The 13238-nt window shown below is 63.0% G+C and carries 12 protein-coding genes; 8 read left to right on the forward strand and 4 right to left on the reverse strand.

The annotated features are described in order from the left end of the window. Positions 1 to 83 precede the first annotated feature (83 nt). From RH950_RS09710 to RH950_RS09735, 6 genes are all read left to right on the forward strand, one after another. The gene (locus RH950_RS09710; RefSeq protein ID WP_350056142.1) at positions 84 to 872 is read left to right on the forward strand and encodes an ABC transporter ATP-binding protein; all 789 of its coding nucleotides are present in this window, start codon (positions 84 to 86) and stop codon (positions 870 to 872) included. A 48-nt stretch (positions 873 to 920) separates the two neighbouring features. Beyond that, positions 921 to 1772 carry a lysine/arginine/ornithine ABC transporter substrate-binding protein gene (locus RH950_RS09715; protein ID WP_350056144.1) on the forward strand — a complete coding sequence of 284 codons (852 nt, stop codon included), beginning with the start codon at positions 921 to 923 and terminating at the stop codon, positions 1770 to 1772. A gap of 83 nt (positions 1773 to 1855) precedes the next feature. Beyond that, a complete protein-coding gene (locus RH950_RS09720; RefSeq protein ID WP_350056146.1) occupies positions 1856 to 2575 on the forward strand; it encodes an ABC transporter permease in 720 nt (239 codons plus the stop codon). A gap of 3 nt (positions 2576 to 2578) precedes the next feature. Further along, positions 2579 to 3325, forward strand: a complete 747-nt coding sequence (locus RH950_RS09725; RefSeq protein WP_350056148.1) for an ABC transporter permease — start codon at positions 2579 to 2581, stop codon at positions 3323 to 3325. Further along, positions 3315 to 3836 carry a GNAT family N-acetyltransferase gene (locus tag RH950_RS09730; RefSeq protein ID WP_350056150.1) on the forward strand — a complete coding sequence of 174 codons (522 nt, stop codon included), beginning with the start codon at positions 3315 to 3317 and terminating at the stop codon, positions 3834 to 3836. The genes RH950_RS09725 and RH950_RS09730 overlap by 11 nt, the downstream gene beginning before the upstream one ends. A 107-nt stretch (positions 3837 to 3943) precedes the next feature. Further along, a complete protein-coding gene (locus RH950_RS09735; RefSeq protein ID WP_350056152.1) occupies positions 3944 to 4888 on the forward strand; it encodes a DMT family transporter in 945 nt (314 codons plus the stop codon). A gap of 17 nt (positions 4889 to 4905) precedes the next feature. Here RH950_RS09735 and RH950_RS09740 read toward each other — a convergent pair whose 3' ends face one another. The 4 genes from RH950_RS09740 to pseI all read right to left on the reverse strand — a co-directional run bounded on the left by RH950_RS09740 (position 4906) and on the right by pseI (position 11340). Then, on the reverse strand, positions 4906 to 6636 hold the full coding sequence (locus RH950_RS09740) for a tetratricopeptide repeat protein (RefSeq protein WP_350056154.1): 1731 nt from the start codon (positions 6634 to 6636) through the stop codon (positions 4906 to 4908). Then, positions 6633 to 8453, reverse strand: coding sequence for a tetratricopeptide repeat protein (locus tag RH950_RS09745; RefSeq protein ID WP_350056156.1), 1821 nt, complete (start codon positions 8451 to 8453; stop codon positions 6633 to 6635). Before RH950_RS09745 ends, RH950_RS09740 begins: the two co-directional genes overlap by 4 nt. Positions 8454 to 8567: 114 nt before the next feature. Then, positions 8568 to 10277: a tetratricopeptide repeat protein gene (locus RH950_RS09750; RefSeq protein ID WP_350056158.1), complete on the reverse strand. Its 1710-nt coding sequence runs from the start codon at positions 10275 to 10277 to the stop codon at positions 8568 to 8570. A 1-nt stretch (position 10278) separates the two neighbouring features. Next, complete coding sequence (gene pseI / locus RH950_RS09755; protein WP_350056160.1) at positions 10279 to 11340, reverse strand: pseudaminic acid synthase; 1062 nt, start codon at positions 11338 to 11340, stop codon at positions 10279 to 10281. 86 nt (positions 11341 to 11426) lie between these two features. Between pseI and RH950_RS09760 the strand changes: the two genes are divergently transcribed. After that, entirely contained in the window at positions 11427 to 12458 is a 1032-nt protein-coding gene (locus RH950_RS09760; RefSeq protein WP_350056162.1) for a PseG/SpsG family protein, read from the forward strand. Continuing rightward, positions 12455 to 13225 (forward strand): cytidylyltransferase domain-containing protein, encoded by a 771-nt coding sequence (locus tag RH950_RS09765; RefSeq protein ID WP_350056163.1) that lies wholly within the window; start codon positions 12455 to 12457, stop codon positions 13223 to 13225. The genes RH950_RS09760 and RH950_RS09765 overlap by 4 nt, the downstream gene beginning before the upstream one ends. The last annotated feature ends 13 nt before the right edge of the window (positions 13226 to 13238 follow it).

Below are 13238 nucleotides of genomic sequence, written 5' to 3' on the forward strand. Positions count from 1 at the left end.
TGGCGTTTCCGTGACATTAATCTTGCCGGTTTCGCATTGACCATTATGCTGCGCCTGTCCGTTACCGTAGGGATTGCGTCAATATGGCAGTAGCGCACGCGCCGGATTCCGTATCCGAAGCGCTGGTCGTTCAGGACCTGCACAAGAGCTTCGCTGGCCTTGAGGTCCTCAAGGGGGTTTCTCTCGAAGCCCGTCAGGGCGACGTGATCTCCATGATCGGCTCGTCCGGGTCCGGCAAGAGCACCTTTTTGCGCTGCATCAATCTGCTTGAGATCCCGGACCGGGGCATTGTCTCCGTCGACGGTGAAACAATCGCCATGAAACCGGGCCCGAACGGCACGCAGCTCCCGGCCGACAACCGGCAGGTCGACCGCATCCGCTCGCGGCTTTCCATGGTGTTTCAGAGCTTCAATCTCTGGACTCACATGACAGTGCTCGAAAACGTCATCGAGGCACCGGTCCATGTGCTGAAGGTGCCGCGCGAAGAGGCCATTGCCCGCGCGGAGAGCCTGCTTAAGAAAGTCGGAATCGCAGACAAGCGGGATTCCTATCCCAGCCATCTTTCCGGCGGCCAGCAGCAGCGCTGTGCGATTGCGCGGGCGCTGGCAATGGAGCCCCAGGTCATGCTGTTCGACGAGCCGACCTCAGCACTCGACCCGGAGCTGGTTGGCGAGGTGCTGCTGGTCATGCGCCAGCTCGCCGAGGAAGGCCGGACCATGATCATCGTTACACATGAAATCGATTTCGCTCGCGAGGTCTCGAACGAGGTTGTCTTCCTGCATCAGGGGCGCGTGGAAGAACAGGGACCGCCTGAACAGGTGTTCGACAACCCGCGATCGGAGCGCTGCCGTCAGTTCGTCAAACGAGCCTGATCGAGGCAGCAACAGCAACCGCAGGGAACCAAACTGGGAGCTACAATAATGAAACGTTTTCTGACTGCTCTGGCCCTCGCGTCCATCGCTTTTGGCGGTGCCGCGGATGCCAAGGATTTCAAGGCGGGCAGCAAGGTCCGCATCGCCACCGAAGGCGCCTACGCGCCGTGGAACTTCACCGACAGCTCCGGCAAGCTCGACGGCTTCGAGGTCGACCTCTATGCCGATCTGTGCGAGCGCATGGATGTTCAGTGCGATCTGGTGCAGACCGCGTGGGAAGGCATTATTCCGGCGCTGCAGGCGGGCAAGTTCGACGCCATCATGGCCGGCATGTCCATCACCGACAAGCGCAAGGAAGTCATCACATTCTCGCGTTCCTACATGGGGTCCCCGGCTTCCTTCGTGGTCGTCAAGTCAAGCCCGCTGGCAAGCCTTAGTGCCGGTCTTGACGCGCTCACCCTGGCCGATGTCGATGCCAAGGAAAAGGCTGGCCTGGACTCGATGAAGGCCGCTCTGAAGGGCAAGACCGTCGGCGTGCAGATCTCCACCACGCACGAGAACTTCCTGAACGAATACATGGGCGACACGGTCACCGTGAAAACCTATGACACCCAGGAAAACCTCGATCTCGATCTCGTTGCAGGCCGGATCGATGCCGCTCTGGCGTCGCTCTCCTACTGGGTGCCGCTGCTTGAAGGCGAGAAGGGCAAGACCATGGCGATGGTCGGCCCGAAGATGGATGGTGGCCCGTTCGGTAACGGCGTCGGCGCGGGCATCCGCAAGGACGACCAGGAACTGGCCGACATGTTCACCAAGGCGATCGACGAAGCCCGTGCAGACGGCACGATCGCAAAGCTGTCCAAGCAGTGGTTCGGCTTCGACGGCACGCCGAAGGAATGATCGGCTGCAACTGACCTGAAAAAATGCACGCGGCCGCCTGATGGCGGCCGTGTCGCTGCTGAAACCCGACGGAGACCGCCCAGGTGAATTTGCCGGATTGGATGCTATTGCTGCAGTGGGGCGATGCCGGCTGGGGCGACGAAATGGTCCGCGGCATGCTGATGACGCTTGCTGTGGCCATGGCGGCATTCCTGCTCGGTATCGTCATCGGTACCCTGGGCGCCGCCCTGAAACTTTCCCGCTACATGCTCCTCCGCCTCATCGGGGAAGCCTACACAACGCTGATCCGTGGCGTGCCGGACCTGCTGGTCATCTATCTGCTGTTCTTCGGCGGCAGCATGGCGCTGATGACTGTGGCCCGGATGTTCGGGTATGAGGACTATATCGAGCTGGATGCCTTCGCCATCGGCACCATCGCGCTCGGCACCATCTCCGGCGCCTATGCCACCGAAGTGATCCGGGGCGCGGTCCTCTCTGTTCCCAAGGGTCAGATCGAGGCAGCGAAGGCCTGCGGCATGAGCCGCTTCCTGCTGTTTCGCAGGATCATGGTGCCGCAGGTGGCGCGGTTCGCGCTGCCGGGGCTCGGCAATGTCTGGCAGCTCACCCTGAAGGACACATCGCTGATCTCCATCGTCGGTCTGGTCGAAATCATGCGCCAGGCGTCTGTTGCCAGCGGCTCGACCCAGAAACCGTTCACATTCTACCTTACCGCGGGCGTGCTCTATCTTATCCTGACGGCCTTTTCGAACAAGGGTTTCGGCCTTGCCGAGCTGTGGGCCAATCGCGGCGTCAGGAGGGCCTGAGCCATGGATTTCGAACTGATGGCGGAAGCCTTTCCGAAAATCCTCGACGGCCTGCCGGTAACCATGGCTCTGGCCGCGTCGTCGCTCTTTCTCGGATTCTTCCTGGCGATTGTCATTGCGCTGCTGCGGACGTCCCGGTTCCGGCCTCTTGCGGGCTTCGCCTACAGTTTTGTCTATGTCTTCCGGGGCACGCCGCTGCTGGTGCAGATCTTCCTGATCTATTACGGCTCCGGCCAGTTCGAAGTGGTGCGGGAAAGCTTTGCCTGGCCGATCCTGCGGGAAGCCTGGTGGTGCGCGATCCTGGCGCTGACCCTGAATACCGGCGCCTATACCAGCGAGATCATCCGTGGCGGCATCCAGGCGGTGCCGTTCGGCCAGATCGAGGCGGCCAAGGCCTGCGGCATGAACGCGGTCATGCGGTTCCGGCGGGTCGTCTTTCCGCAGGCCATTCGCCAGGCCCTGCCGGCCTATGGCAACGAGATCATCCTGATGATCAAGTCGACATCGCTGGCCAGCACGATCACGCTGCTGGAAATGACCGGCATTGCCCGCAAACTGATCTCGCAGACCTACAAGCCGCTGGAAATCTTCCTGATTGCCGCCGTCTTCTACCTGACGCTTGTCTTCGTTGTGACGCGGGTCGTGGCTTTCATCGAATACCGACTGAACCCGGAACGCCGCGACGTCGCGAGCATGCGCAAGGACAAGGATATGACGACGGTGGCGGCGCTCGGCGCGGATGTCCGCTAGCAGCAGTGACCTCAGTCTTCGGTCGGCGGAGCCTGCGGAAGAAGATATCATCCGGCGCTGGCTCGCCGCGCCCCATGTCACGCGCTGGACGCACCGGGTCTTTTCGACGATTTCCGGGGCGCTCGACAGCCTGTCCCGGGATACGGACGCCTCGCTCCTCATTGTGGAACATGCCGGCCAGGCGATCGGCTGCGCGCATGTCTACGGTGCCGAAGGCGACCCGCGCTGGAAAGCGATTGCGGATGTTACGGGACGGACCCGCGCCATCGATTTTCTGATCGGCGACAGCGCGTTCCTTAACCGGAAACACGGACAGGCTTTGCTCCGGGCACTGGCAACCCAGATATTCCGCGACCCTGAAATCGACCGCGTCGTCGCCTGCCCGCACCCGGACAACTGGCCCGCCGTCATCGCCCTGAAGCGGGCCGGCTTTCGCGAGAAGGGCCGGCACCCGGACATGTCCATGAACGCGATGTACCTCACCGTGACGCCGCATACTCTGAAGCGATGATACCTGGCAGGCTGGCTGCGCGTCTGGCATCGCTCCGGGCGCCGTGACGCCTCATTCATTCCGGCTTGGAATTTGTTTTGCGGTCGCAGCAAAAGTAAGCTGCGCAAATGGCAACAGACGCACCGGATGCTGCGGCATCTCCTTCCGGCACACTGACGAATTCCTACGGCATCGCTGTTCTCTTCATGCTGGGCGCGATCACCGTGCTGCCCTGCATGAATGTGGTGGCGCGCTATCTTTCGGCCGATTACTCGACCACGCAGATCGTCTGGGCCCGCTATACAGGGCACCTTGTGTTTGCACTCCTCATCTTCATGCCGCGGCACGGGATCGGGCTGTTGCGGGCGCAGAAGCCGGGCGTTCACATCATTCGCTCCATACTGATGTTCTGTTGCACCTGCCTGTTCTTCCTGGCGCTGCGCTATGTCGAAGTGCCGATAGCGAGCGCGATCAACTTCACCTCGCCGATCATCGTCACCGCACTGGCGGTTCCGTTCCTCGGCGAAAAGGTCGGGATACGGCGCTGGATTGCCGTTCTGGTCGGCTTCGGCGGCGCGTTGGTCATCATTCGTCCGGGGGGCGCGGAAAGCCACTGGGCGATGTTCCTGGTCATGGGAACCGCGTTCTTCTATGCGGTCTACCAGGTGCTGACGCGTAAATATGCCAGCAGCGATTCGGCCGAGACCTCAATCACCTATATCGCCCTGATCGGTGCCCTGATCACCAGCGTGGCGCTGCCCTTCGACTACCGGCTGCCGAACAATGCGCTCGATTACGGTCTGTTCGCCCTGACCGGTTTCCTTGGCGGCCTCGGGCATTTCTTCGTCATCAAGGCCTTCCGGCTCGGTGAAGCCTCGTTGCTCTCGCCGATCAATTACGGCCAGTTGCTGATGGCAACTCTGATGACGTTCCTGATCTTCGGCACCCTGCCGGATGCCCTGACCTGGCTCGGGGCGGGGATCATTGTCGGCAGCGGGCTGTATATTACCTACCGCGAGGCGCGCAGGGCACGCTCGACCCCGATCGCCGCCGAAGCCGTCGCGGAGCGCTAGAGACGCGGGTTACATCTCTAGAGGCCAAGATCCGATCGCAAGCGTCCGGCGAGCCGCCCCATGACAGGCTTCCAGTCCAGCCCCTCCCGGTCCCATCGAACGTCAACCGTGAGTGACGGGAAAAACGGCATGCGGTCGGAGCCGAGCGACACCCAGGTCAGGAAATGCGGCATCGAGTAACCCTTTTTTCCGAGAGCTCCTGTCAGGCTGAGCACCAGATTCTGTGGCGCGACGACGGCATCGAGTGCCGCGATCAGCGCGGCCACACCATCAAGATCGTTGGTCAGATCGAGGCCGTCCGGCCGCAGCATGCGGACTCCGGTCTGCTGCTCGATCAGGGCCAGTTCCTCCGGATCCTCGTCATATTGCAGGGTAACGAACTGCGCGCCGGCGATATCCAGAAAAGGCCCGAGATTTCCTGGCCCGGGATAATAGACCGACGCCCGGTCGCGCCCGGCGCGTGATCTCCAGCTCAGCCCGATCCTGGGGCCGGCCCCCGCTGTCGCGAGCCAGTTTTTCCAGTGCTCAAGCTTGTCCGGATCCGGTGTCAGGATGGTATTCGTGTCCGGGAAGTGGCTCAATGCCGCGCGAAAGAATTTGGGCAGGCTGCCGGCCGCCACATGATGCGTGCAGCCATGGGTGCGAACCGCGGTTTCATAGTCCGCCGGGCGCAGCCGCTGCTCCTGTTTGCGGATCCGGTCGAAAAACCGGAATGCGGGGAAGGAGCGTTCAAACAGGGAACGTAGCCGGTCGGTGCACTCGACCGTCACGCTGCCCAGATCTCCCGCGCTCAGCCGTTCCTGAAGCTCCGGAAAGCAGGTGCCGAACATGACCTCGTCGCCGAGACCCTGTTCGGCATAGACCAGCAGATGGATTCCCGGCCCGGCGATCTCCGGAGTCCAGGGCTGTGGCGGAAGATTTCGCGTCATTTTCCGGAGCGGAATCAGGCGGGCTTCATAGAGCGGCCAGCCATGCGCCAGATCACCTTTTGTCAGAAGATAGATTGCGAGATTGAGAGTGATGATCGGATTTTGCGGGTCGAGCCGCATGGCTTGCGCACCGCTCGATATCGCGGCGTCAATCTGCCCGGACCGGTATTGGGCCTGGGCAAGATTTCCGAAAGCCTCGCTATCCGCCGGTGCGGCAATTCTCGCCCGGCGTCCATACAGGATTGCCGCTGGAATATTGTCCACTTCCAGAAGTGTCGCCGACAGGGATGACCAGAGACGTCCCGCCCCGGGACAGATGAGCAGTCCGTTCCGGACACTGCGCTCTGCATCCGCCCGGCGGGTCATGCGGCGCAACAGGGTCCCGAAATGCTCCCAGTGGACAGGGTCCTCCGGTGCCAGCATACATGCCTGCTTCAGGCAGGTATGGGCTTCGGCATTACGGCCAAGCCGGATTGCACAGCTCGCCTGACGCGCCCAATGGTCAGCGCGCAGAGGATCTGCTTTCGACGCGCGGCGAAACCACAGGAGGGCCCTTGGATCGTCCGTTGCGTGAGCATAGAGCGTTGCCAGGTTACTCAAGACGGCGCCGCGCCCGGGCTCAAGCAGCAGGGAGCGTCGAAAGGCATGTACGGCTTCCGCGCTGCGCCCCGGCAGGCCGGTGCAGGCGATGCCAAGATAATCATAGACGGCGCTTTGCCCGGCATCGGAAGCAAGGCAGGCCCTGTAATAGCCGACGGCGTCCTCAAGTTTGCCGGCCCGGTGGGCGGCGAATGCTGCCTGAAGCAATGTCGCGCTCATGTCGCTGCTCTTGTGCCGAGTGCGGCGGTAATCCCGGAGATGGTCTGCTCCCAGCTTTCCTCAAACGGCTTGGAGAAGCTTCTGACGGACGGAAAGCCGGGGAAGCTGTCCGTGCCGTACTGGACGAAGAGAGGCCGGGGATGGAACAGCCAGGTTTCCTGTCCGAGCGCCCCGCCGATCCAGCCGAGCGTGCTGCTCGGGCAGACGAGAATATCGACCGAGGATACCAGTGCGAGGATGTCGTCGAAACTATCGGTCAGATCGAGGTCCGGCAGGATCGCTGGACCGTACCCGGTCTCCCGCGCGAGGGTCTCGATCTCCGTATTCCAGTCTTCGCCATACTGGATAGAGACAGTCTGCACTCCGGGCAGGGCGAAGAGCGGCAACCAGTCTTTCAGGGCGGTATAGTGAATGTCCCTGAAAGCCGTGCTTTTGCGTGATCTCCAGGCGAGCGCGACCTTCAGTCCGTCGCCGGTTCCGCCAAGCATGTCTCGGACGTGAAGAATGCGTTGCGGATCCGGTTTCAGATAGGGCCGGGTCCTTGCGAAATCGGAAAGTGAACGCCGGAAATAGAGGGCAAGACTGCCGGCGTCGATGGCGTAGTCGACCGGCTTGTCGTGCGGCAGCCAGTCATATTTCTGCACCGGCCGGAAGCCGTCGCCCGCACGTGCATAGGCATGCACCATTGCATCGGGGAAGGAGCGCCGGAAAACTGGAAGCAAACGTTCGTCGCATTCGATCACCAGCTCGGCGCCCTGCTGCGCGATTTCGGGAAGGATGGAGGCATAGAGGATTTCGTCCCCGACGCCTTCCTCGGCGCAAACAAGAAGGCGCTTTCCAGCCAGAGGCTGGCCCTGCCATATGGGTGGCAGGCCGATCCGACGCACCCGGTCCGGTGCCTGATGCCGCCATTCCCGTTCCTGCCAGCCTTCTGCCAGCCGGCCGGCTGCCAGCAGCCTGATGGCATGGCGCAGATGGATTTGCGGCTCGTCAGGGGCGAGGCGGAGGGCGTTTTCGGAGTGGCGCAGGGATTGTTCCAGGTCACAGCAGAAATAGGCCAGTTCGGCAAGACCGGTTTCGGGGGCGGCATAGCCGGGGGCCAGCAGGATGGCGCGGCGGAACCAAGTCCCCGATTGCCCGTAGCGGCGCTGGTTGAAAAGGAGAAAACCGAAACTGTTTGCTGCCTCGGCCAGGGCCGGATTCAGGAGAAGGGCACGTTTCAGGGCGCGATCCGCTTCCCCGAGCCTGTCCTGATCCATCAATGTGGTGGCCAGGTTGGCATGGCCCTCCTCGCTCAAAGGCGCGAGCGAGACGGCTTGCCGGTGCGCGGCTTCGGCCTCTTCGACGTGGCCATCCTTTCGAAGGGCGTTGCCAAGATTCATATGCGCATTGGCGTGGCCGGGCTCTTTCCGAATCGCCTGCTGCAGGAAACCGATCGCTTCCGCCACCGCGCCGCGCTCCTGCAGGAGGGCGCCCAGATTGGCCAGGGCATCGACAAAGCCGGGTGATTTGGCGAGGGCGCTGCGGTAGGCAGATTCGGCCTCGTCCAGCTTGCCCAATGCTTTCAGGATCTGACCAAGATTGCTGAGGAAGTCTGCTCTCTGGGGCGCGATCTGCACCGCGGCCTCGACAAGCTGACGCCCGGTTTCATGCTGCCCTCCCTGATGCATCAGTACGCCGAACAGATGGAGTGCATCCGGCTGGCGCGGGTCACGCCGCAAGACCTCCTGATAAAGCGCGGCCGCCTCCGGCAGCTTGCCCTGCTGGTGGTGCGTGAGCGCCTGCTGCAGCAGGTCTTGGGTTTGCGGAGTGGGCATGATTGCTTTGTCGAACGTCCATGCTGGTCGAAGGAGCGAAAGATCCGGAAGCTTAGCCGCTTGGCCGGATGGTGAGAACGCCGCACGATAAGAAGTGAGGTTTCATTCCGGGGCTCACAGGGTTCGGGCGGATGCGGTGACGGCGTCCGTCACCTTGTTCCAATTCTCCGCCGCGCGTTTGAGAAAACAGGTCACTGTCGGAAACCCCGGGCAGATATCCGTGCCGAACTGCGGGAAATACGGCCTGAGTGTGAACTGAAAGACGGGTTTGTCCAGGCTGGCCCCGACCCAGACCAGTGTGCTGCTTGGGCAGACCAGACAATCGACAGAAGCGGCCAAGGCGAAAATATCCTCGAAATCATTCGTCATGTCGACACCGTCGAACACGTGCAGGCGGGCACCGAATGCATGCCGCGCTTCGGCGATCTCCTGCTCCCACCCGGTACCGTATTGCATGGAGACGATCTGCAGATGCGGGTCTGTCAGCAGATCCCGCCAATCGTCGAGCCGGGTGTTGAAGAGGTCGCGGAAAGGGTCGCGCACCTTTGATCTCCAGGCAAACCCGATCCGTGGACCAGGCGGCAGGCGGGACAGTTTCTGCCGCATCAGGCTGACTCTTTCCTGTGAGGCGGTGAGGTAGGGGCGCTGACGATCGTAAGACGCGAGATCGGGCCGCAGGAGCGCCGGCAGGCTGCCGCCGGCGATTGCGTAATCGACGGGCGGGTCCTGCGGCAGCCAGCTGCAATCATGCACAGGTCTGAAACGATCGCCACTCCTTGCATAAGCATGCACGAGGCACTCCGGGAAGGAACGCCGGAAGACGTCGACCAGACGCGGTGCGCATTCGATCACGACGGATGCGCCGGCGGTCAGCAGGTCGGGGATCAGTGACGCATAGAGAATTTCGTCGCCGACACCTTCTTCCGCGCAGACAAGGATGCGTTTGCCGGAAAGGGGTTCTCCCTGCCAGCGGGGAGGCAGGCCGAGGCGTTGCACCGCATCCGGCCGTTTCAGGCGCCACTCGAAATTCTGCCAGCCCTCCCGGACATGCCCGGCCGAGAGCAGGCGGATGCCGTGGCGAACCCGGATTTGCGGATCATCCGGAGTCAGGGCGAGGGCCTGCTCGGAAAAGCCGAGACTGGCCGTTACATCACCTTCGAAGTAACTGACTTCAGACAAACCGGAATAGGGCGCGGCATAGCGCGGCTGAACTGCAACGGTCCGCCGGAACCATCGGCGTGATTCGGCAAGGGCGAGGGCGGTGATCCCGAGAAAAGCGTAGCTGTTGGATGCCTCGATCAGGGTCGGGGCGACCAGCAGGCATTTCCGCAACAGATGCCGTGCTGCGTCATGCCGGCCGAGATCTATACGGCTCGTTGCCTCGGCGAGAAGGGCAACGGGGTCCGAAGGGCTCAAGCTGAGCAGACGATGGAACAGCGGAGCGGCCGCGACGATCTGACCATCGGCGCGTCGTGCCTCGGCGAGTTCCCGGAATGTATTTGCATCGGTGGGATCGAGCACCAGTGCGGACCGGAAAGCGATATCCGCGTCCGTGTGCCGCCCGAGGCGCTGCAGGACCCGGGCCCTATTGCTGCGGAAGCTGGCCTGCCGGGGGGCGACGGCGATGGCCGCCTCGATAAGTTGCAGACCTTCGGTAGGTTTTCCCGCCTGGTGCAGCAGGAAGCCGAGAAGGTGCAAGGCATCGGGATGCTGCGGCCGGGCTTTGAGCACCTGCTGATAGAGCGGCGCCGCTCCGGCGAGATCGCCTGACTGGTGTTTTTGCAGGGCCTGATGCAGCAGGGTCTGCGGGGCACTGTCCGTCATGTCAGACCGTGAAGCCCTGGATCATGTCCGATGCCAGCGGCTCGCCGCGCTTCAGCGCGCGGGTCGCGGTCTTGCCGAGAACGCTTTTCAGATGCCGGGGCGGCATGCCGTTGGCGGGCCTGATCGAGCGGACATTCTGCCGGGTGAAGGCCTCGCCGGAAGCAATATCCGCGACCACATAGAGGGAACGGCGCATCGGCAGGGTGATTTTTTCCGCCGCCGTCGGCCGGTAGTTCGGCTGGCCGATCGCGGCATGCACCGAACGCAGATCCTTGACCAGTTTCTCCAGCTCCGCCGGCTCCAGCGAGAAGGTGCTGTCCACACCGCCATCGGCCCGGCTCAGGGTGAAATGCTTTTCGACCAGCACCGCACCCACCGCGACGGCGGCGGCGGCAACGATGTTGTCCAGTGTGTGGTCCGAGAGGCCGATCGCCACATCGAGACGTTTCGTCAGGTCAGTGATCGTGGAGAGATTGGCCTGATCGACCGGCGTCGGGTAGCCGCTGGTGCAGTGCAGGACCAGAATCTCCGTCGCCCCGGCGGCGCGGGCTGTGGCAACCGCTTCCTCAATCTCCTCGAAACTGGCCATACCGGTTGAGATGATTAGTGGCTTTCCCGTTCGCGCGCACAGCTCGATCAGGTCGAGATCGACAATTTCCGGAGAGGCGATCTTGTAGGCCGGGGCGTGCAGACGCTCCAGCAGTTCAATCGCCGTCGGGTCAAACGGCGCGGAGAACATCGTGATGCCAAGATTGCGGGCATGGGCGAACAGCTCCGCATGCCAGTCCCAGGGGGTATGGGCTTCCTCGTAGAGTTCATAGAGCCGCCGGCCCTTCCAAAGCCCGTCGTTGAGCAGGAATTCCGGGCCGTCATGATCGATGGTGATGGTGTCCGCCCGATAGGTCTGGATCTTCACCGCGTCGGCGCCCGCCGCCTTGGCGGCATCGATCAGGGCAAGGGCACGACCGATATCGCCATTATGGTTACCGGACAGCTCCGCCACGACATAGGGCGGGTGATCCGGGCCGACAGGGCGTCCGTTGATCTCGAAGGTGCTGGCCATGGTTCCCGTGACTTGGTGCTGCGAAGTCGCCAGAATAGCTTTTTTTACCGGGGGATAGAAGGGATGGCCGCAGGGTGAGTCCGGGGATGCTGGCAATTCGGGCCGACGCCGACGCGCGGATCGGTCTCGGTCATGCCATGCGCTGTTTCGCGCTGGCGGAAACTTGGTGCGCGCAGGGCGGTGAAGCGGTGTTTTTTTCCGGTGCGGCGCTGCCCGATCCGGTGTTGGCCCGGCTCGATGATACGGGTATCGAGCACCGGACGTTTGCCACACTGGATACCGGCGCTGAGTTTGCCGTGGCGGCAGCCGGGATCGGCGCACGCTGGCTGGTTGTCGACGGTTCCTTCGCGACGCCCGGCTATCTCGATCTTGTTCACAACGCGGGTCTGCCGATCCTGTTGCTCGACGATGCGGCATCGGCGGAGCGTTATCCCTGCGATCTACTGTTGAACCAGAACGTGCAGGCATCGCCCGATCAGTATACCGGGCTTACCGGGGCAAGGGTCCTGGCCGGACCCGGTTATGCCCTGATCCGTGCCGATATGCGCCGTGCCGTGCCGCCCCGCAGGATCCCCGACCGGCCGCAGCGTATTCTCGTGCTGGTCGGCGGGTCGGATCCCGGCGGGCATCTTGAGGCACTGGCGCAGGCGGCGGCGCAAGCGCTGCTGAAAGCTGGTCTTGGCGATGGCCATGTCGATGCGGTGATCGGCCCGGCGAGCATCTGGCAACCGCCGGCGGATGCGGGCCCGATGATTGCCTATCACCGCTGCGTGACGGATATGGCGGCGTTGATCGGCAAGGCGGATCTGGCGATTTCCTCTGCCGGCTCCACGGTCTGGGAGCTGTCCTTGCAGGGCACGCCGATGATCCTCGGCGCCAGTGTTCCGGTGGAAGAACCGGTGGGCGCAGGCATGGCGGCCCGGGGCGCCGCACTCTATCTCGGCCGCTTTGCGGACTGCCCGGCGGAGCAACTGGTGGCGGAAACCGTCAGGGTGTTGCAAGATTCAGACGTGCGCCGAAATCTCTCCGCCACCGCATCGGCCCTTGTCGACGGGCGCGGGGCGGAACGGGTGATCGACGCCATGCTGGGAATTGGGGCGGGGACAGGCATTTCGTGAAAACTGTTGTGATCATCCAGGCGCGCATGACCTCGTCGCGTTTGCCCGGCAAGGTGCTGAAGCAGGTCCTTGGCCGCCCGCTGCTCGCCTACCAGCTTGAACGTGTCGGCCGCTGCCGGACGGTGGACGAGATTGTCGTCGCCACCACGGTGAACGCGACGGACGATCCGGTGGCGGAGTTTGTCGAGGGCGCGGGGCTGCGTGTCTGGCGCGGCTCGGAAGCGGATGTGCTGTCGCGCTATGCCGAAGCGGCGGACATGGCGGCGGCAGATCTCGTCGTGCGCCTGACCGCCGATTGCCCGCTGATCGATCCGGCACTGGTGGATCAGGTTGTCGAGACGTTGCGGGACAGCAACCCGCCGCTCGATTACGTCTCCAACACCACCCCGCGCACATTGCCCATGGGGCTGGATGCGGAGGGGATCCGGGGCACGGCCCTGATGGCGGCGCACCGCGAGGCCGGGGCCCGGCAGGAGAGGGAGCATGTCACACCCTTCCTCTACAACAACAAGGACCGGTTCGCCTGCCGCTACCTGCTGCACGAGCCGCCGATCACAGGACATCGCTGGACGGTGGACCATCCGGAGGATTTCGAGCTGGTCCGGCGCATTCTCGAAACGCTCTATCCGGTGAACCCGGCCTTTACCTACCAGGACGTGCTGGCATTGCTGGAGCAGCACCCGGACTGGCCGCTTATCAATCGCGGGGTTTATGAACGCCCCCAGCCCGTGAAGAATGACAGCGGCGCTTATCCCGAGCAGGCCTGAGACACCGCTAGAA

The organism is Nisaea sp. (genome assembly GCF_040217065.1).
Lineage (GTDB): Bacteria > Pseudomonadota > Alphaproteobacteria > Thalassobaculales > Thalassobaculaceae > Nisaea.